This window comes from Prochlorococcus marinus subsp. pastoris str. CCMP1986, assembly GCF_000011465.1.
Taxonomy (GTDB): domain Bacteria; phylum Cyanobacteriota; class Cyanobacteriia; order PCC-6307; family Cyanobiaceae; genus Prochlorococcus_A; species Prochlorococcus_A pastoris.
The window spans coordinates 798,549-818,063 of the sequence record NC_005072.1; the positions used below are offsets into that span (position 1 = coordinate 798,549).

The 19,515-nt window shown below is 27.9% G+C and carries 28 protein-coding genes; 12 read left to right on the forward strand and 16 right to left on the reverse strand.

Annotated elements, in window-relative coordinates; translation table 11 throughout:
• Positions 1 to 56: 56 nt before the first annotated feature.
• Positions 57 to 767: a TerC family protein gene (locus tag TX50_RS04495; RefSeq protein WP_011132474.1), complete on the forward strand. Its 711-nt coding sequence runs from the start codon at positions 57 to 59 to the stop codon at positions 765 to 767.
• On the opposite strand, the gene fmt is transcribed toward TX50_RS04495, so the two are convergent.
• From fmt to TX50_RS04545, 10 genes are all read right to left on the reverse strand, one after another.
• The gene (gene fmt / locus TX50_RS04500) at positions 764 to 1,750 is read right to left on the reverse strand and encodes a methionyl-tRNA formyltransferase (protein ID WP_011132475.1); all 987 of its coding nucleotides are present in this window, start codon (positions 1,748 to 1,750) and stop codon (positions 764 to 766) included. The two genes, TX50_RS04495 and fmt, sit on opposite strands and share 4 nt — an antisense overlap.
• Positions 1,747 to 3,099, reverse strand: a complete 1,353-nt coding sequence (locus TX50_RS04505) for a TldD/PmbA family protein (RefSeq protein ID WP_011132476.1) — start codon at positions 3,097 to 3,099, stop codon at positions 1,747 to 1,749. The genes fmt and TX50_RS04505 overlap by 4 nt, the downstream gene beginning before the upstream one ends.
• Before the next feature lie 2 nt (positions 3,100 to 3,101).
• Positions 3,102 to 4,526: a TldD/PmbA family protein gene (locus TX50_RS04510; RefSeq protein ID WP_011132477.1), complete on the reverse strand. Its 1,425-nt coding sequence runs from the start codon at positions 4,524 to 4,526 to the stop codon at positions 3,102 to 3,104.
• A gap of 37 nt (positions 4,527 to 4,563) precedes the next feature.
• On the reverse strand, positions 4,564 to 5,736 hold the full coding sequence (gene acsF, locus TX50_RS04515; RefSeq protein WP_011132478.1) for a magnesium-protoporphyrin IX monomethyl ester (oxidative) cyclase: 1,173 nt from the start codon (positions 5,734 to 5,736) through the stop codon (positions 4,564 to 4,566).
• An 83-nt stretch (positions 5,737 to 5,819) separates the two neighbouring features.
• The gene (locus TX50_RS04520; RefSeq protein WP_011132479.1) at positions 5,820 to 6,371 is read right to left on the reverse strand and encodes a DUF2996 domain-containing protein; all 552 of its coding nucleotides are present in this window, start codon (positions 6,369 to 6,371) and stop codon (positions 5,820 to 5,822) included.
• Positions 6,372 to 6,447: 76 nt separating this feature from the next.
• Positions 6,448 to 6,903: a hypothetical protein gene (locus tag TX50_RS04525; protein WP_011132480.1), complete on the reverse strand. Its 456-nt coding sequence runs from the start codon at positions 6,901 to 6,903 to the stop codon at positions 6,448 to 6,450.
• A gap of 62 nt (positions 6,904 to 6,965) precedes the next feature.
• Entirely contained in the window at positions 6,966 to 9,185 is a 2,220-nt protein-coding gene (locus TX50_RS04530; RefSeq protein ID WP_011132481.1) for an RNB domain-containing ribonuclease, read from the reverse strand.
• 73 nt (positions 9,186 to 9,258) lie between these two features.
• Positions 9,259 to 9,558 (reverse strand): TMEM165/GDT1 family protein, encoded by a 300-nt coding sequence (locus TX50_RS04535; protein WP_011132482.1) that lies wholly within the window; start codon positions 9,556 to 9,558, stop codon positions 9,259 to 9,261.
• A 1-nt stretch (position 9,559) separates the two neighbouring features.
• Entirely contained in the window at positions 9,560 to 9,886 is a 327-nt protein-coding gene (locus TX50_RS04540) for a TMEM165/GDT1 family protein (RefSeq protein ID WP_011132483.1), read from the reverse strand.
• Positions 9,883 to 10,230, reverse strand: coding sequence for a YkgJ family cysteine cluster protein (locus TX50_RS04545; protein WP_011132484.1), 348 nt, complete (start codon positions 10,228 to 10,230; stop codon positions 9,883 to 9,885). Before TX50_RS04545 ends, TX50_RS04540 begins: the two co-directional genes overlap by 4 nt.
• 180 nt (positions 10,231 to 10,410) lie before the next feature.
• Here TX50_RS04545 and TX50_RS04550 point away from each other — a divergent pair, with 180 nt between their 5' ends.
• Together TX50_RS04550 and TX50_RS04555 are read left to right on the forward strand one after the other, a co-directional pair.
• A complete protein-coding gene (locus TX50_RS04550) occupies positions 10,411 to 11,160 on the forward strand; it encodes an HAD-IA family hydrolase (protein WP_011132485.1) in 750 nt (249 codons plus the stop codon).
• 1 nt (position 11,161) lies between these two features.
• Entirely contained in the window at positions 11,162 to 11,488 is a 327-nt protein-coding gene (locus tag TX50_RS04555) for a DUF565 domain-containing protein (RefSeq protein WP_011132486.1), read from the forward strand.
• 5 nt (positions 11,489 to 11,493) lie between these two features.
• Here TX50_RS04555 and rpmF read toward each other — a convergent pair whose 3' ends face one another.
• The gene (gene rpmF / locus TX50_RS04560; RefSeq protein ID WP_011132487.1) at positions 11,494 to 11,670 is read right to left on the reverse strand and encodes a 50S ribosomal protein L32; all 177 of its coding nucleotides are present in this window, start codon (positions 11,668 to 11,670) and stop codon (positions 11,494 to 11,496) included.
• A 135-nt stretch (positions 11,671 to 11,805) separates the two neighbouring features.
• Between rpmF and ftsH the strand changes: the two genes are divergently transcribed.
• Complete coding sequence (ftsH, locus tag TX50_RS04565; protein ID WP_011132488.1) at positions 11,806 to 13,560, forward strand: ATP-dependent zinc metalloprotease FtsH; 1,755 nt, start codon at positions 11,806 to 11,808, stop codon at positions 13,558 to 13,560.
• An 834-nt stretch (positions 13,561 to 14,394) separates the two neighbouring features.
• Here ftsH and TX50_RS04575 read toward each other — a convergent pair.
• A complete protein-coding gene (locus TX50_RS04575; RefSeq protein WP_011132490.1) occupies positions 14,395 to 14,979 on the reverse strand; it encodes a peroxiredoxin in 585 nt (194 codons plus the stop codon).
• Positions 14,980 to 15,295: 316 nt separating this feature from the next.
• Between TX50_RS04575 and TX50_RS09670 the strand changes: the two genes are divergently transcribed.
• Complete coding sequence (locus TX50_RS09670) at positions 15,296 to 15,454, forward strand: hypothetical protein (RefSeq protein WP_173027990.1); 159 nt, start codon at positions 15,296 to 15,298, stop codon at positions 15,452 to 15,454.
• A gap of 6 nt (positions 15,455 to 15,460) precedes the next feature.
• On the opposite strand, the gene TX50_RS04580 is transcribed toward TX50_RS09670, so the two are convergent.
• Together TX50_RS04580 and TX50_RS09675 are read right to left on the reverse strand one after the other, a co-directional pair.
• Positions 15,461 to 15,679: a hypothetical protein gene (locus TX50_RS04580; protein ID WP_011132491.1), complete on the reverse strand. Its 219-nt coding sequence runs from the start codon at positions 15,677 to 15,679 to the stop codon at positions 15,461 to 15,463.
• Positions 15,680 to 15,741: 62 nt separating this feature from the next.
• Positions 15,742 to 15,912, reverse strand: a complete 171-nt coding sequence (locus TX50_RS09675) for a hypothetical protein (RefSeq protein WP_173027992.1) — start codon at positions 15,910 to 15,912, stop codon at positions 15,742 to 15,744.
• 232 nt (positions 15,913 to 16,144) lie between these two features.
• Here TX50_RS09675 and TX50_RS09680 point away from each other — a divergent pair, with 232 nt between their 5' ends.
• Both TX50_RS09680 and TX50_RS09450 read left to right on the forward strand, forming a co-directional pair.
• Positions 16,145 to 16,312: a hypothetical protein gene (locus TX50_RS09680; protein WP_173027993.1), complete on the forward strand. Its 168-nt coding sequence runs from the start codon at positions 16,145 to 16,147 to the stop codon at positions 16,310 to 16,312.
• 68 nt (positions 16,313 to 16,380) lie between these two features.
• Entirely contained in the window at positions 16,381 to 16,536 is a 156-nt protein-coding gene (locus TX50_RS09450) for a hypothetical protein (protein WP_157859389.1), read from the forward strand.
• A gap of 399 nt (positions 16,537 to 16,935) precedes the next feature.
• Here the strand turns inward: TX50_RS09450 and TX50_RS09685 are convergent, their stop codons facing one another.
• Positions 16,936 to 17,088, reverse strand: a complete 153-nt coding sequence (locus tag TX50_RS09685; protein WP_173027995.1) for a hypothetical protein — start codon at positions 17,086 to 17,088, stop codon at positions 16,936 to 16,938.
• Positions 17,089 to 17,160: 72 nt separating this feature from the next.
• On the opposite strand from TX50_RS09685, the gene TX50_RS04585 reads away from it, so the two are divergent.
• The 5 genes from TX50_RS04585 to TX50_RS09510 all read left to right on the forward strand — a co-directional run bounded on the left by TX50_RS04585 (position 17,161) and on the right by TX50_RS09510 (position 19,372).
• Complete coding sequence (locus TX50_RS04585; RefSeq protein WP_011132492.1) at positions 17,161 to 17,529, forward strand: hypothetical protein; 369 nt, start codon at positions 17,161 to 17,163, stop codon at positions 17,527 to 17,529.
• Positions 17,530 to 18,038: 509 nt separating this feature from the next.
• Positions 18,039 to 18,275: a DUF1651 domain-containing protein gene (locus TX50_RS04590; RefSeq protein WP_011132493.1), complete on the forward strand. Its 237-nt coding sequence runs from the start codon at positions 18,039 to 18,041 to the stop codon at positions 18,273 to 18,275.
• Positions 18,276 to 18,493: 218 nt separating this feature from the next.
• Entirely contained in the window at positions 18,494 to 18,643 is a 150-nt protein-coding gene (locus TX50_RS09690) for a hypothetical protein (RefSeq protein ID WP_173027997.1), read from the forward strand.
• A 212-nt stretch (positions 18,644 to 18,855) separates the two neighbouring features.
• On the forward strand, positions 18,856 to 19,020 hold the full coding sequence (locus TX50_RS09695; RefSeq protein ID WP_173027999.1) for a hypothetical protein: 165 nt from the start codon (positions 18,856 to 18,858) through the stop codon (positions 19,018 to 19,020).
• 178 nt (positions 19,021 to 19,198) lie between these two features.
• Positions 19,199 to 19,372 (forward strand): hypothetical protein, encoded by a 174-nt coding sequence (locus TX50_RS09510; RefSeq protein ID WP_162009310.1) that lies wholly within the window; start codon positions 19,199 to 19,201, stop codon positions 19,370 to 19,372.
• Between the two features lie 3 nt (positions 19,373 to 19,375).
• On the opposite strand, the gene TX50_RS09515 is transcribed toward TX50_RS09510, so the two are convergent.
• Complete coding sequence (locus TX50_RS09515) at positions 19,376 to 19,513, reverse strand: hypothetical protein (RefSeq protein ID WP_162009311.1); 138 nt, start codon at positions 19,511 to 19,513, stop codon at positions 19,376 to 19,378.
• Between the last annotated feature and the right edge of the window lie 2 nt (positions 19,514 to 19,515).

Sequence of the window (19,515 nt, forward strand, 5' to 3'; positions counted from 1 at the left end):
ATTACTACTTAAGGTTATATTATATTATATTTTACAAAGATTGTGAATAATAATTAATGGATTCTGCTGCAATAAATTCCTTTATACCAACGCTTGATCAAGTTGATAGTTGGTCAGAAATTTTTACACTTTTACCTATCTTGATTATTTTAGAATTATTGCTATCGGCAGATAACGCGATTGCTTTGGCATCGCTTACTAAATCTCTTGATAGTCCTTTATTAAGATCTAAAGCTTTAAATATAGGCATAACTATTTCTTTATTATTCAGAATATTTCTTATTCTCCTATCAAATATTCTTCTGAAATTTATAATAATTCGCATATTTGCAGGTTTATATCTTATTTATTTATTTATATCAAATGTGTTTTTTAATAGCGAGTCCGACACTCAAGAAACAGACAATGATAAAAAGAATAATAATTTTAAATTTCTAAAGATTGTTGCTTTGCTTTCTTTGACTGATTTCGCCTTTTCAATTGACAGCATTACAACAGCTGTTGCTATAAGTGATCAATATATTCTTATTATTTTTGGAGCAATTATAGGTGTATTAGCATTACGATTTACTTCAGGTATATTTCTTAATCTTTTAGAGAAATTTGTAAGATTAGAAACTGCTGGTTACATTGCTATATTAATTGTTGGGATAAAGCTTCTTCTAAATACATTAATTACTGAGACAATTCTTCCAGATTATTATTTTTATATTTTGATATTAATTTCTTTCATTTGGGGTTTATCCAAAAGGGATCAAATAATTTAGTCAGAAAAATTTTCTCCAATTACAGGATTTAATTGTTGTATCAATTGATTTTGACTTGATACTTTTTTACCTTCTAGTTTTGCTTCTAATAAAAGAATTGGATCAGTTTTTGTTGTTATGATAATTCCTACATTTTTTATAAGTCCAATTATTAATCCAGGTTTAAATACATTACTTAAAATTTTATAATTTTTATTGTGTATTTCATGAGTTGTTAGGATCTTTATTTTTATTATTTTGAGGTTTTTCCTTTTATAAGTTGTATTGGCTCTTGGGTATAAGGCATTTATTTTTCTATAAATATCAGTTGCAGAATTTTCCCAATTTATTATGTAATCTAATTTGTTAATCATTCGTGCATATTTTAATTCTCGTTTAAAATCTGTTTGTTTTTTAAGTAAAAGATTAATATCTCTATTTTTATTTTGTTCTATATCTGATATCGCTCTCAAAAATAACTCTGATGATAAATCACTTAATTTTTTAGTTAAGGTTTTAAGATTATCATTATTCTCAATTTTAATTTGTTTTTCAACTAATACGTCCCCAGTATCTAATCCTTCTTCCATTCTCATTATTCCTACACCAGTTATTTTGTCTCCCTCTAATATTGACCATTGAATTGGTGCAGCACCCCTCCATCTTGGAAGTAGTGATGCATGTGCATTCCATGATTTGTATTTAGGAATATCCAATATCGCCTTGGGTAATATCTTTCCATATGCAATTACAATAAAAAGATCACAAGATAAATCGTTAAGTATGCTAATAAATTGAATATTTTCCTTTATTGTTTCTGGTGTAAATACTGGAATATTTTCCTTAGTAGCATATTCCTTCACTGGTGATGATATTAACTTATTACCTCTAGATCTTTTTTTATCTGGTTGGGTAATTACAGCAACAATATCATGATCTGATTTCTTTAATACTTCAAGACTTTTAACTGAATATTCAGGCGTACCCCAAAATATAATTCTCACTCGTCACCGGTTATAGATAATTCATTAATCCATACATGTGGAGAAATTCCACTTGTAGTTAATTCTTTTTCATTTTCAATATTTATTATATTTTTTAGAAGATACTTTATATCTCCTGCTACAGTTGCTGATTCAATTGAACGTTTTTCCCCATTTCTATAAAGCCATCCTTCAAAAGGAAGAGAGAAGGAACCTTGACTAGCTTTAACTCCTGCATGAATTGCGTTTAATTCTTCAATATATACAAAATCTCCTTGATAATTTGTGTGTACCAAAAACTTGTTTAAGTTCGAACATTCATTAGATTTTTCAATTACTAACCAATCTGGAGAAACTGATACTTTTGAACCAAGTCCAGCATGCCCTGTGGGTATGGTATTAAAAATTTTTGCAGTTGATTCCGAATGAAGAAAGTTTTCTAATTTACCTTTATTAATTAACATCAGTTTTTTTGTTGGAGTCCCTTCACCATCGAATGGTGCAGAAGATATATTTTTATCATTAAGCCCATCATCATAGATATTCAAAGCTGGAATTGAAATCAATTCACCAATCGAGTTTTTATCTGAAAGACTTACACCGTCAATAATACTTCTAGCATTGAAGATAGAACTAAATGCATTCATTAACGTTAGAAATGCTTCAGGTGATAGACAGATTAAATACTTATCTGTTTTTATTGATGAGTAATCTAAATGTGCAATTGTTTTCTTTGCTGCTTCTTTGATACAGGATTCAATATCAATGTCTTCAACACCGTATCCTAGTTTCACTGAACCTGAACTACGAGGTTTTTTATCTTGTTCTTCTGCTCTCGCATATAAATATATAGCAGCTTGACTTTTACTATAATTTCGAAATGCTCCATCACTATTGGCATAAATTCTTTCATAAAAACTTTCTGACAATCCGTTGTAAGGAATAGATTTAATAGCCTCATGACTATCGATTAGCTTCGATTCAGCCTCTCTGAGAATTTTAAGCAGCTTTTTTATTCCTAACGGATTTTTTTTATCAACTTCTTTTACATGTATAGGATCTTTGGCTAAGGGAGAAAAATCAGTAAATTCATTTTTGTTCCCAAATTCTGAAGCAATATTTGCTTGTCTTAAAGCTTTTTTAATACCTGTTTCACTTAGATCACTTGTGGTAGTGATACCAACTAAGTTGTCTTTATTCCAAACTCTTAAAGTTATGACCTGTTTTTGAGATGCTTTTAACTGTTTCGCTGCTCCTCTATCAACTTGAACAGAATAATCATTAGAAAAACTAGCACCGTAATCCCATTTATCAATGTTTAATAAATTTGCAGCCTTTGATATTTGAGTTGTTATTTCTGTAGGATTCACTTTTATCTCCCACCTACTGTTATGGAATCGACTTTAATATGTGGCTGACCTACTGTTACATTAACGCTTCCGCTGACTGAACCACAAAAACCAGGAGCTAACTCTAAATCATTTCCACACATAGATATTTTTGGCATTACTTCTTTCGCGTCACCTATTAATGTTGCTCCTTTTACTGGTTTAGTTAGTTTACCGTTCTTTATTAAATAACCTTCCTCAACAGCGAAATTAAATTGGCCTGTCGCTCCTACACTTCCACCACCCATTGACTTACAGTAAAGACCATCGCTAATACTATTTATTAATTCTTCTTTAGTGAATTCACCTTTAGCTATATAAGTGTTTCTCATTCTTGATGCAGCAGCGAATGAATAATTTTGCCTTCTACCACTACCAGTTCTTTTGTGACCAGTCCTTAATTCACCAGCCCTGTCAGAAAGAAATTTCTTTAATATACCATCTTTAATAAGTATTGATTTTTCTGGTTCCATTCCTTCATCATCAATTGATAATGATCCGTAAGACCCTTCAGAAATGCCCTCATCTATTGCCGTCACAGATTCGTGAGCTATTTTTTCATTCAACTTATCACTAAATGGAGTTGTTCCACGTTCAATCTGAGTTGTTTCAAGTAAGTGCCCACAAGCCTCATGAAATATAACACCACCGAATTTATTAGCTAATACAACTGGCATTTGTCCAGCCTGAACATAATCTGCATACAACATATTCATTGAACTTTCATAAACTTCATTTGAAGCTTTTTCATGATCCCATAATCTAAATTCATTAGGGATTCCATGCGATCCAAATCTTCTACTACCGTTCGATCTATATTGAGCGTCATTAGCAATTATGTTAAGTCCTACCGTTTGATGCAGTCTTATATCAGTAGCGTAAGTTCCATCACTTGAAGCTATTATTACTTCCTGCCAATTTCTTGCATAACTACCTTTTCTAACAACTACTTTCTTATCCTTTTTTAATGATTTAGTGCTAAGTAATAATTTTTCGCTTACTTCATTTATTGTTGGCACTTCATTCAGATAATTAATTTTTGATTTACTATAGTCTTTTAGTTTTTCAAGTCCATTAAAAATTAATTTATTAGTTTTTTTAGAGATATCTAACATTTCGATTGCTTGAGAAATAGATCTCATTAATCCATGTTTCGACAAGTCATTAGTACTCACAAACCCATCTCTCTTGTCTTTAAATATTCTTATTCCAGCTCCTCTGCTGAATGATGGACTAACATTTGTAATAAAATCTTCTTCTGCGAGAACACTTGAATTATCAGAGTTTTCAATAAATAATTCTACAAAATCAGCACCTAGAGATATGCCATAGAAAATGACTTCTTCAAGAAGTTTTTTATTACATTCACCAAATCTAATTTCGGAAGATTTAATACTCGCAGATACCATTTGAATCTTATAACTTTAGCTCTTTGTTAAGATCAGATTATCTAATTGATGGTTGAAAATCATCACTTTCAAGAGGTTTTAATAAGTATAGTCTTATCAGTTGATAACCGTTTGAAATAAAGATGGGTAATTTAGATAATACTTTAATTACATTTGGATTTTCTTTCTTATCTATCTCTGATAAGCGAGTACCATTCTCAACTATTCTGTCTAATCTTTTGTAAAAAGATTTATCATATACATTTAAAACAACAGGAAATACTTTGGCGGAAGTTTCATTTGTTTTGTTAATGACAAATTGGTCATACTCTCTAGCGTTTAAACCTAGTGCTCCATAAAAATTTCTCTTGGTCCCAAGATCTCTTATGTACATAGTTGCAAAAACAGCTAGTAGAAAAAACCTAGACCATAATTTAGAAACTATAGGATGATTATTTAAAAAATATCTAAATCTATGGTAATAATCAAAAATTGGATGTTTCAGGGTATAACCAAAGATCTCAATTTTCTGGCTTAAACTTTTAACCGTTCGAGGTTGTGCTTTCATTAATGCATCAAAGAAATCACCATGCCTATTTTCATCTTGACACCAATTTTCAAAGAAATTAAATAATGGAAAAATTTTACCACTAGGATTTTTTTCAAGGTGCCTATAAATTGCTATATATCTCCAATATCCAATTTTTTCAGATATATAAGTAGCATAAAAAATTGCTCTTGGAGCAAAATAAGTATAATCCTTGTTGGCTGTTAGAAATCCTAAATCTAACTGTAATCCGAAGTCATTCATTGACTTATTCAAAAATCCCGCATGCCTTGCTTCATCCCTCGCCATATGAGCAAAACATTCAGCAAGAAGTGGATTTTTGTCTTTTATCCTTTTACTTAATTCTTTGTATAAGAGAAAGCCTGAAAATTCTGAAGTACAACTTCCTTCCAGAAAATCTACAAAAAGTTCCCTGGTTTCAGCATCTATTTTATCTGCCGCCCCCTCAAATTCTTTATTTCGTACAAAGTGATGCCTATTATAATCTTTTCTAAATTCTTCACATATTGCCTCCAATTCATCTTCATTAATTGATAAATCCATTTTTTCCATAGCTTCAAAATCAGTCGTGTAAAAATTTGGAGTTAATATCGTATCTTTTGCAATATCCTTCCCTCTATTAACAGATTTTTTATTATTTGATTCAATAGTTTGTTGTGCCATTTTCTCTATTTCACTTCTACTATTATTTACTATTTATTGTATTTTTGAGTAAAAAGTTAACTAGGTGTTATTCTTTCATTTTTTTAATTAATACCAATTAATTTTTGTCCATTTAATCTTTGCAGAATTCTAGAGATAATTAATTTAAGGGTTATTCTTTTTTCATCTATTAAAAACGATTCAATTACACTTGGTTTCTGATCAGATTTGCATAATGAAATACTTTTTAACGAGCTTATATCGTCTTTTTCAAATGATAACCAAAAGTTGCAAATGTCTTTTATTTCGCAAAAAATAACCCAGCATTTATCGCCAGCAATTGGTCTTGATGTGTTTTTTAAATTTATATCTGCAACTTCTAATCCTCTTACTTTAAATTCCTGAATTATGGAAGGTAATAAATGATCATTAATAAATTCATTAAAAGGTTTTTTTTCAATTGGAAGTTCCTTTTTTGGTTTTATTTTTAACGGTATTGAATTTTCGCCCCCAACTTTTTGTTTATTAGAATCTTGTGAATTTGCATTAATTAATGTAGATGTTTCTTTTGGACTATCAATATCAATAATATCCTTTTTTAAAGGATCATCTTCCCTTTTAATACTTTCTTCTATCGATTCTACATTTTCTTCCATATCAACAATTTAATATTATGTTAATTATAAATATAATCTAACCTGTTTTTATCAATATTTAAATTTAACCATATTTTTACCACTCAGATTCATTATTGTTCCAATCATCATCATATTGTGAATTATTAATTTTCTGGTTTCTATCTTTTAATTCATTCTCACCATTATTTTTAATAACACGATAATTAACAGAAATTGTGGGTTGAGGCTCTCGTAAATCTCTCTCAGGAGCAACCTCTAATAGTTCATCATCTTCTCTTTTTTCTGAATAATCATTATCATCGGTTCTTTTATCATAACTTTCAGATATAGTTTTAGTTCTAATGTTATCGCTTAGTGTTGTGTTTAATATAGAACTCATAAATAAACCTGAAATAAAGGAAATAAATATTAATCTACCTATTGTTACTTCTTGAATATTCCAAATGAAATATCTAAACGAAGTTTTTTGTCTGTTATTTATTAATAATAAAATTTGAATACTAACAATTAAAAAAATAATTAATATTAAACTCTTTTTTTTATTATTCATTTTTAAAGTAAGTTATCTTTGATATCTGAATAGAAATTTGATAACTAATAGATTTTCGATCACTAAACTATTTCAAGGTCAATTTGATATTTTAGAATATCTACTTTAATAATTTTGATATCTATTACATCACCTATCTTGTATGAGTTTTTGGACTTTCTTCCAATTAATAGATTTTGCCTAGATCTATATTCGTACCAATCATTACTAAGAGTACTTACATGTACTAAACCTTCAACATATAATTCTGGAATCTCTACAAAAAATCCATAACTTTGAACTGCCATTATTAAACCACTATATTTATTTCCTATAAACTTTTCGGCTTTTCTTACTTTTTTTATAGTTATCATATTAGATTTAAACTGTCTAACTTTATTCTTATACTCATTAATTTTATCGATCATTACACTATTAAATAATAAATCTAATGATTTTAATGTTGATGAATTATACAAACGCCAAGTAACATTTTCCCAAGATTCTTTTTCCATAATATTTATCAAATTACCACCACTACTTTTATTTCTTTTCCCATTAATTATCATATTATAAATATTATATTGATTCATTAAATTAGTAAAATCAAATGAGGGTAATGTCCAAGGTGAAATAATATTTTTAGAATCATCTATAGTATTATCATTAGAAATTAATGTTACTTCATTATCCCTAACAACATTAAATAATATTTTATGCAAGATTCTTTTTTTATTATCATCAGTGCATAACTCAACTAATTTCTTAAATGATAGAGTGCCATTATCATTAAGTTCTATATTACTATCAATTAATTCTGAATTTTTTATAATTTCAGTGACATTTATATAATCTAATTCTTGAGAAATATATGATGCATTATTCAATCCATAATTATTTGAATGATTGAACCATATTGAATTCGCCTCGTACAACAAAGGTGAAAGATATGTTTGGATGTCATTATTATTTAATGGTTCAAAATATTCCTTTGAGAACTCAGCTGGGTTGTGAACTAATATTTCTTTTAATGATTCAATATTATTATTCGACTTCGGTAATTCAATTTTCCCATCCAATAATTGATTCTTTCTAAATTCATTTGAGATTTCTATTATTTTATCTAAATCTTCTATGTAGTCTTTAATTGGTTTAAGTATTCTTGAGGTGATTCGAGCTTTACTTTTTCTAGTTAGAAGAGCATCTATATGTTGATTTTCCACTAACAGTGAACATTTTACTTTTGTTAAGTGGAACGACCAATTAATTATTTCATTCTCACTATTCATTTCTATACACAAACTAATAGCATCATTAATTTCGTTTATATTAAATTTTGCAGCATTACATATTTCATCACTAAGATAGTTTTGCCATTTTTCTAGTAAGGGAAATGACTCAAATCTATCAAAAAATATTTGTAAGGATTTTTTATTAATTAGATCTAATCTTTCTGCAATTGTATTGGTATGTATCCAAAGTTTATAGGAATTGTTTTTAATTTTATCTATTTGAAAAATTGGCAGTATTGGCGAATTTTCAGTTTCCCAACTTTTGAACATATAAGAATTTTTACTTGATAGATCTAGTCTTTGCTGTTGATTGCTAACAGTAAGCTTTGGATTTTGAACGTTAGCAATTCTATGAATATTGCTTTTGGATAATACGAAATCTGTATCAAGCTTTTCGTTGTTATTTAATGTTAATTCCTTTATGACATGACCATTACCTTCTTGTTGGGCAATTGGAAATAAATCAATTTCAATTTTTACTATATTTTTATTAATAGGATTATATTTATATTTTTCATCTTTTTTGGGAAGCTTGATTTTAGCTAAAATTCTGTCATCAATAGGTATTCCATAAACTTCGTCTTTAATTATTTCGACTTTTGCTAATAGTATTTGATTAGTTCTTTCAAGTATGCAATCAACAACCCCTTCAGGTGATCTTCTTCTTACACCATCTTTGATTATTCTTACTAAAACTTTATCTCCATTCCATGCATAGTTTAGTAAATTTTCTTTTATATAAATATCTTCATTGTTATTTTCTCTAACTGCAAAGCAATAACCCTTGCTACTGCATCTAATTTTAGCAACTAAGTGATTACTCTCTTTGACGTTGAAATATTCATTATCTTTGTTTTTATTTATTATTTCAAGTTCTTCTAATGCTCGCAATGCTATATCTAATTTGGCCTTGTCAGTTTTTTTTGATAAATTTAATAATCTGCATAATTTCTTATATTCCAAACCTTCTTCCTGGTTTAAATTTTCAATTATTGAAGAAGTTGAAAACATAATATCTTTTAATTAGCTGATAACATATATTCATATTATATCTTGCTTTTTAATCAAAAAACGATTTAATATTTCATTGATTATTATCATTTTCTTTTGATGTAAATGAATTTACGAATAGTCTAATACCAATAATAAAAAAGGTTATAGATGCTATCGATTTTAAAATGATTTCTGGTAAAAAATTTGATATTGATCCGCCTGCTAGCGCTCCTACTAAACTTGCTAAAACTAGAGCTGATGAGGAACCTAAAAATACCGCTAGAGGTTTATTGGATGTCCCACTCATCGTTAACGTAGCTAATTGCGTTTTGTCACCTAGTTCGGCAATAAATATTGTTATGAATGTTGATAGTAGTAAACTTAAAATCATTTTAAAATACGGGTTTTAAAATGTCATAAGCTAAAAATATACTTATGATCATCATTAATAAACCTGTAAAAAACGCAAATTTGTTTGGAGATATTTTATTTGACAACCATTTTCCAATTAATACACCTACTAGGCTAGAACTTATTAAAGCTATTGAACTTCCGATAAAAACAATAATTGGTTTTCCAGACTCTGCAGATAACATTAGAGTCGCTATTTGAGTTTTATCTCCCAATTCAGCGATAAAAATAGTAGTAAAAGTTGTTATAAAAATAGATGAAAAATTCTTTTCAACATTTTTGCCTTCTTTTTCTAGGTTAATATTCATTTTCTTGAAATAGCAGATTTAAAGTCCTTCATTTGTTCACTTTTGCTTCCATAAATAGAAGATATATGTTGTGTACAACAATCAATTAGGAATTTATCACCATTTATTAAATACTTTTTGAATGCTGAAGAAAATTCATTTACACGGCAGAAATGTGGTCTTGATTCATAAATCATGCATTTTCTGCTTGATCTATCAAGATATTTACACCATCCGTCTTTGCTTTTCATGGAATTTATTAATGCTATATCTTTGTTACTAAGTACACCTGATAAGTTATCTCTATCATTTAAATCTAAATGGCAACAAGCTCCACAATTTTCTATACAACTCCATGACTTCATAATTTAATTCAATCTTGTAACGTATTGGTACAGTTGAAAGGTTTATTTGTAAAAATAGTATCACATCATATAATTATTCACATGGCAACCCTTATTCCTTTAGCCGTAGTTGCGTTAGCTGGACCTGCAATAATTGCGCTTGTTTTTTTTCGCAAATAAAAATATATTCTTTAACTCTTAGTGACTTACCTTGAGGGTGTTTATTGGGATTTAGATGGAACAATTGCTAATACTGAATTAGAAGCTCATTTGCCAGCTTTCAATTTTGCTTTTAAGGATTTCAATCTTAATTGGAATTGGGATAGATCTACATATTTAGACCTTTTAAAAATAAATGGAGGTAAAAATAGAATTTCTTATTATTCAAAGTTAATAAATAAATCTTTGAATAATAAAGAAGTAAAAGAAATTCATGAACGAAAACAATATCATTATATTAATTATGTAAAAAAAAATAATGTGGTATCACTTAAAACCGGTGTATATAGATTAATTAAGGAATTAAAGAAAAAAAAAGTAAGACAATTTGTGGTTACTTCTAGCTCTAAGAATCAAGCCAAACTTATAATTAATCAATTATTTATAGAATTTAATCCATTTGAATTTATTATTTCAAGTGATGATGTTCACTTTCATAAACCAAACCCTCTACCTTATTTAAAAGCGATGAAATTAAGCGGTATAAAATTTAATAAATCTATAGTTTTTGAAGATTCTATTCCTGGGCTTAAATCATCTTTAGCAGCTAAATTACCCACTATTTACGTTCCTTCAAATATACCTGCGGTTATGGAGAAGGATATGAATTTAGACTGTTATGTAGATAGTCTTGGAAATGAAAGTTGTAAGGCTAATGTTATTAAGGGACCTGAACTTAATAATAATTATGTTGATTGCGCTTATTTGGAAAAATATTTGATGACATTTTAAAATGCAAAAAACAAAATTTTCAAAAATTAATGATCAATTTAATAATTTATTGTTTGGTTTTTTAAGCTCTTCTTGGAAATCAAAATCTATTAATGTTATTTCTGTATTGACAGGTTATTTTTTATTTGCAAATTTTGCTACAAAATTCATATCTGAAGGTAAAAATGAATTAATAATGGTTCCTATAATAATATTAATTATTGAACTTATAATTAGAATTAGGCCACCTGCTGGTTCTAGTTTCTTTAACTTGTGGTCAATAATTGATAAGGCTCGAATTGGAGCAACTTATGCTGTGATACTTGAGGCTTTTAAACTAGGTTCTTAGCAAAATTATTCTTCACTTTCCTCTTCTTCGTCAATAGGATATACAAATCCTTGTGCTTTACCTGTTAAAACAGATTTACCTAGTGACATTGCTTTTTGAGCAGCTAATGCTGCTTTACCTTTCCAAACAGCATGTCGATGATTTCTCTTGCTCTTTGATTTTTTCTTCTTTGGAACAGCCATACTAATTTCTTATATCCTTCTATTAATATAACCTTTCAATGGTTATCTCTCAAATATTTGAGTATATTTGTTTTAAATAATGCAATTCTTAATCTGAGCTTTTAAGCTTTAGTTATTATATTTTATTGAAGATTAGTGTTCTTTAAATCAAATTTCTCATATTCAGATTCTAATAAGAGTTATTCTGATCTCTTATTAGAATTAGATTCGGGGAATATACAATCTATATATTTCTATCCTAGAAAAAGGGAAATAGATGTTTTGTATAAGAATGGGAACAAAGAAAAAATACCTATACTTTATAACGACCAACTTATTCTTGAAAAAGCATCAGAAAATAATGTTGACCTAACCATTAATAACAGTCGTAAAGAATCTTCAGCGGCCAATTCGTTTGCATCAGTGGGCCTTTTTTTGATTTTTATAATAGCCATTGTTTTAATATTGAAAAGTACTTCAAAACTAGCCTCAAAAGCTTTAGGTTTTGGTAAAAATAAATCAAAATTTGTCACCATTGATGATGTAGAAACACGATTTGATGATGTTGCTGGTGTTCCTGAAGCCGCGGAAGAATTAAAAGAGGTTATTAAATTTCTTAATGAACCAAAAAAATTTACTGATCTTGGAGCAAAAGTTCCTAAGGGTGTTCTTTTAATTGGTCCTCCTGGAACTGGTAAAACATTATTAGCTAAAGCTATTGCAGGTGAGTCCGGTGTTCCTTTTCTCTCTATTGCCGCATCAGAATTTGTTGAACTATTTGTTGGTGTTGGTGCAAGTAGAGTTAGAGACTTATTTGAAAAAGCAAAAGAAAAGTCTCCTTGCATAATATTTATAGATGAAATTGATTCTATTGGTAGACAAAGAGGTTCGGGGATCGGAGGAGGTAATGATGAAAGAGAACAAACCCTTAATCAGCTTTTAACAGAATTAGATGGATTTGCAGATAATTCTGGAATAATTGTTATTGCCGCCACAAATAGACCAGATATCTTAGATTCAGCTCTTTTAAGACCGGGACGATTCGACAGAAAAATTGAAGTCATGTTGCCTGATCTAGATGGCAGAAAAAAAATACTCTCAGTTCATTCTTTATCTAAACCTCTTGCAAAAGATGTGGATTTGTCATATTGGGCTACAAGAACAGTAGGTTTTTCTGGCGCTGACTTAGCAAATTTAATGAATGAAAGTGCTATACATTGTGCTAGAGAAGATTCTAAATTAATTACTTATTCTCATATAGAAAATGCTTTAGATAAAGTTACTCTTGGTCTTCGTACTTCTATTATTTCTTCTCAAAATATGAAAAAGATTATTGCATATAACGAAGTTGGACGTGCCATTGTTTCCGCGGTTAAAAATGGTGTTGATTCAGTAGATAAAATAACAATTCTTCCGAGATCTGGATATTTAGGAGGATATACAAAAATTAATCCAGACGAAGATATCGTATCAAGTGGATTAATTTCAAAGAAACTATTGTTATCTAAAATTGAAATAGCATTGGCAGGAAGAGCTGCTGAAATAATTGTATACGGTAAAAATGAAATTACTCAATGTTCATTTAATGATATATCTTATGCAACAAGCATTATTAGAGAGATGGTAACTAAATATGGATTTTCTATAATAGGACCTCTATCTCTTGAAGATGGAGGAGAAATGTCAATTGGAGATGGTTTTGTTAGGAATAAATCTACAATAGCTGATAACACTTACTCCAGAATTGATAATGAAATTATAAATATTTCTAAAATTTCTTTAAATAATGCCATAAAAATTATCAGTAATAATCGCATTTTATTAGAAAAACTAGTTGAACTTTTATTGATCAAAGAAACTGTTGAGAATAATACTTTTAAAAAAATAACTTTTGATTTATTAAAAGTGTGATTAAATATATTTAATTTATATAAAACATTTTTCCTTGATAATAAAATTTAGTCTATTAAGACTATCCATAATAATTTTATTAGTAATACTTTTTCCATTAGCTCAAAAACAATGGTTAAATTTATACTTGTTTGATATTAATAATTTATCTATTTATAAACTTTTATATTATTTAAGTGGATTAATTGTCCCTATTCTTGTAATAATAAATTCATTAAATAAGTTTACTTATTATAAATTTAATTTTCATAAAAAAAATAATAATTATTCTGATATTAGTGGTAAATCTTTATTCATAATAACTCTAGTAATATTAAGTCTACTATCAATCCTTATATCAAATTATATTTTTATAAATTTAAAAATTATTTTGAATTTATTAATGATTAATAATGAATATTTAGTTCAATATGATATTGATAAACAAATCTTATTTATTGTTATTACTTCTATTTTCTTAATATTTAAAAAAACTAAGTTTCTTCTAAAAAAAATAATATTAACAAATTTTTTTATATTTTCTATTATTAATTGGTATTCACAAATTAATAATTCTTCTTTAAATAATGTGATTCCATTTAATATTTTTAAATTTGAAAATATAAACTTTGTAAATATAAACTTTGTAAATATAATCTTTCTTCTAGCTATTGAAACGATGTTTTATCTATGGTCATACATCTCATATAACTCCTATCTAAGTGATTGGAACGTCCCAAGACCATATAAGAAGGAGGTCACACCAATCTTTAATGTTATTATTTTTTATTTATTAGTTATTTTATATTATTCAATACTCTTTAAATAGAAAAGGTACTAAATTATATTTTTGACTTAAAGGGCAGAGAAATATTCTTTACTTCCTTTTGGATCTTCTAGCATTGTTTTCTCCCCTGGAGTCCAATTTGCAGGACAGACCTCATCAGGATTGGCTGCTACATATTGATAACCCTGAAGTATTCTCAGTGTTTCATCAACATTTCTCCCTACAGGAGCTTTATTCACTGTCGTGTGCATTACAATTCCTTCTGGATTAATAAGAAATAAACCTCTATCAGCTTCACCATCATCATTAAGTACGTTGTAAGCTTGGCAAATTTCTCTTTTCAAATCTGATACCAAAGGATAGTTAATATCACCAATACCTCCTTCATTTCTTGGTGTTTGTATCCAAGCTAAATGGCAATGTTTGCTATCAACAGATACTCCAAGAACTTCAGTGTTTAAGTCAGAGAATTTATTAAATTCATCACTGAATGCGGTAATTTCTGTTGGACAAACAAAAGTAAAGTCTAATGGATAGAAAAACAAGACAACCCATTTACCTTTATAACTTGAAAGCGTAATGTCTTTAAATTCTTGATCATAAACTGCCGTTGCAGTGAAATCTGGGGCTTCTTGACCAACTCTTAAACTCATGAATTTCTATTCCTTTTTTGAAAAAATTAAGGTCTTAATACACCTTAAATTTATTATAATTTTAATGTTTATAATATAGCAAGTAAATCTCTAATATGAATTCATGAAATGGCATCATTCCTTAACAAGGAAATTTACAATAATGAACTATTCTAAATTAATAAAAAATCTTAAAAGAGAATTTATCAAATACCCCATTAATAGAGATATTGATAAAAGGAGTAATTAATAATTAAATCTTCCTCTTTAAAACATCAATAGATATAAAAAACATCATTAAGCTTTTTTGCTTAAACTTCTAAGACATTTTAAAAATATGACAAATTACATAGATAGGCTTAAAGCAAAACTCAAAATTAAAAAATTTGATCCTGACCAACCAATAAATGCCTGGTTATTTGTCTTGATATTAAATATTGTCGGTTTTGCCGGTTACTTTTATTTAAAAATAAATGATATTCACTTAGGAGACTGACTATTTTTATCTAATCTCTTTTTTAATTGATCTACAAAAATTTTTATATCTATCGATTCTTGTTAAGTCAGGTAAAGTCCAAATTAACTCTTTATCAAATAAAGGACCATTCCATTCTTTAAACTCCTCTCTAATTGAATCACTATTTAGTTTGGAAAGTTTTTTTGTTCTTTTCTTTAAATCTTTCTTAATTACTCTAATGTTTACATTTATATATTCCCTCATAATAAATATATGACTTTTTTTAATTTAACATTAAATGTGTCAATTAAACTTATCAGTAACTATTAAACGTTTTGAACTGCTTGGAATAATCCAAATGAATATCCTCCTATTAAAATCCAACCTAAAACACTTGATATTATAGTGGACCTCCTATTATGTCTTCGTAACGCATTCTCAATCATCTCGTTTACTTCATCTCTGCTTATGGAATCAGAATTTGAATTTTTATTCATTAATTTTATTTTCTAGTATAAGGGAAATAAATATGCAGTGAGTTTAACCCCTTTGATTTGTGTTTAATATTAGCTAATGGACTTTGTTATTGATATCTCTAAAACTAATAATAGATGAATTTTTATTCATTTAATTAATTATTTCATTGAAGATTTAATTTCAAATGTACATACACGCAAATAAATAACTAAAATGAAGTTTTAAATGTTTTATTAAATTTGGTACCAAAATATGAATGTTAATGATGCATCTGTTCTTGAAATGATAAACAGACTTATTGCTTCCGATAGATTAAATAAAAACCAAATTCTCCAATTAGTAAACCTAGCAGCAATTTCAAATAATATTAATGAATTAGAAGAAAATATGAAATGGGAAACTTTAAAATCTAAATATTAAAAAAATATAAAAAATAATATAATTAGTTCTCAAAATAAATATTATTTAATCAGAAGTAAAGCTTGAAAATGAATTCTAAAAATATACAAAAAAAAATATCTCGGAACGAATATCTTGACGTATTGAAGGGTTTAAATTCTTGTGAAGTAAGCAAAGCTAGCGCTGAAATAATGCTCGAACGATTTTGTAACGGAAAAGAAATTGATTTTCCTTTTTCTCAATAATTAGGATTTATTAGTAGTCAAGATTTCTTTCGGAGCTATTTGAAAATAAGATTGTTTATCGCTGACTTTAACTTTATTAATAATAAAAACTGTTGATATTACAAAAATTATAATTATAACTAGATCCCCTACAGTTAATCCTCTCTCCTTTAAATTCATAACATTAATTTTAATTATTTTTATTATAACTGAGTTGTTTATCTAATTTTACTTGAATTATCGATAGTTTACTTAATATAAATAATCAATATAAGATGAACTATAAATATATAACTTATTTACTGATTAATATTTAACCGAGCACGCACTTTAAATAACATATGGATGATATTTAATTTCTAATTGAGACTGCAGAAACAATTCGTGATTTAAAAATTTGAATTTTGTTTAAATAACTTTTTAAAAACTTTCTTTCAGAATATTTAATAACTTTGTCCGTTTAACGTAGTTTTCTTTTTCCCATAAACTAGTTACTTCATCATTATTAATTGGTTTTGATTCATAAGCAAAATACCAGAGTATAAATCCAATTGGTATTATTAATATTTGCATTTAATTTAAGTTGACTTAGATTTAATATAGTGCAACACTAATAATATGCAAGTGTTACAATAAATTTTTTATATGCCCACGCAAAGAAGAAGAATTGGTTTTTTACCAAGATCGGAAGTTCAGAATATAATAGACAAAATTTGTATTATTAATAAATTAAGTCAATCAAAAGTAACTGGGATATTGGTTGAAGAAGCACTAAGGTCTAGAGGGGTATTAAATACCTCTATTAAAAAGCTATCATACGAATTTTATAGTAATAACGGTGATGCATTATCAATTCCTAATAAAAAATATAACAACGAAATACCAATGGTTGAAGATAACAATCATTTAGATGATGAATCTATAAATGATGAAGTTCAAATGATTAACGACTATATTGAATTTAAGTTTTTTAAAAATATAATGAATAGAAATAAAAGCAGGATAAAGGAATAGTGTTACACTTTATTAGAAAAACTTGAGCATTAATTGAACATGGGACTTGGGGCCTAAGAACCCTCAACCACTTGGAACAATTTAGCTATAGCCAATAAAGAAGGTAAGTAAAAAAATAAGTTCGTTGAATTCGTGATGTTTTATTCTTTGGATGATTGACAGTAGATCTAAAATAAAAAAGTAATTAAGATCTTTTTATGGATAAAAGATTTTTAGCTGAAAAGATAATGACTCTTCTCATTTCATTAATCTTCTAATGAATATTTCTCCCCACTTATTAATAGATGTTGGAATACTAAGTACTGCATTGACTATAACTCTTGTATTGAGAGCTAAAGGTAACGCAGCAAGAAAAGAGCGAGAAACTAAATGATTACTAAAAAAGAGGAAACCGAATACGAAAAACCTAAATTATTTAGGTTTTGGAATTTTCTAATCTATGGAAGTTTTTTTGCTATTGGTGCTTTCTTAGTTTATTTATATTCGGCTTATATTTTTATAAATAAATAATGGAACATTGGCTGATAAATTCAAGTAGATCAGAAGTTAAGAGATTTATAAAGAACGATAAGAGTATTGATAAAGTATTCGAGTATATGTTCATTGATTCTGGAAAAATAGTTGGAGTATTAGGGAAAGAACCTCCAGTTATTACTACAACAGTTTCTGTAGATATAGATTTAGCTAGAGAAATTTATGAAAGATTACTTTCTCAAGGTTGGCGTAAAACAAAAGTAGTTTGGTAATAAATAATCATTTACCTCCTTTAATAATTGTTCATAAGTGTGAGTTTATAGATTTGTGAATTGAACTTTGTACGGGTTAAGGAACGACAAGGTTCGGGAGTAGGTACGTATAAATACTTAGTGAATAATTAAGACTTTCTAGAGTAATTGCATGGTTGTCATGAGACTGCCGCGGAAGCTGTAGAAATCAACCATACTTTTTACATAAAGGAATAAATATGACAGACCCAATTCTCTATCTTTCAATGATTTTAGGACTTACTGGAGTGTATGTTTTAATCTCATCTTTTGGAGATGATGACGATGATAGTAATGATGATGGTGAAAGATATATCTACAACCTTGAATACGTAAAAGTAGGAAAGTAGATTGTACTAATTAATGATTGATACATTAATTAAGGCATAACTTATCTATCATTGAGCTGACATAAATAGCTAAGAAGAGGTAGTGATATTTAGAGATTTCTGCTCTCACGGCTAGATAGACCTAGTGTTATTATAAATTAACGTTCATCCTAGTAATATCTGGACGCATGACATGGAAATAGGGAACGGGATTTCCATTAACTGCAAAGGTCATGAATAACCTCGTACTCATTAGAGAAAAAATCAAAAGAGCTGCAAGGCTTAATAAAGCCAAACTTCTTGCTACAAAAAATGGAGAGATTACTCCTTATAATCCTACTATTTTTGAGCTAAGACAAAAGCAAGCTTGCAAAGATATTGAAGCGTTAAATTCTTAATTTGAATTTATTACTTTCATTCGACTGGAAGGGGTTTTATAACCCCTTTTTTATTAGTAATTTTGCTTGATAATAAAGCAAATATTGTAAAGCTTATTACGTGCAACACTTTTCCTATTAAAATAAATTCTAGAAAATTACAATTAATTAGAGAATAATCTTAAGATTGCTATCCTTATTGGAAGATGGCACTACTTTACTAATGAAGGAATTACAAGAAAATACTATTGATCAAATAAGAACCCTTCTGAGGTATTTGAGTGAAACAGATCTATTAAAAAACAAAGATATTCTTATGTGTTTAGATGTAATAGCGAGAGAGTATGGAGGAGAAGTCGTAGATAAAAATTAAATATTAATATCCGATTTTATTTTTTGGATCAGTTATGAAAATAATAAGATTAAGAACTAGATTGGCAGGAAAATTAAGTGGCTTTAGAAGAAGTAAAACCATTCCCTGAGTTACATTAAAATCCATACCTTCTTTGGTCATAT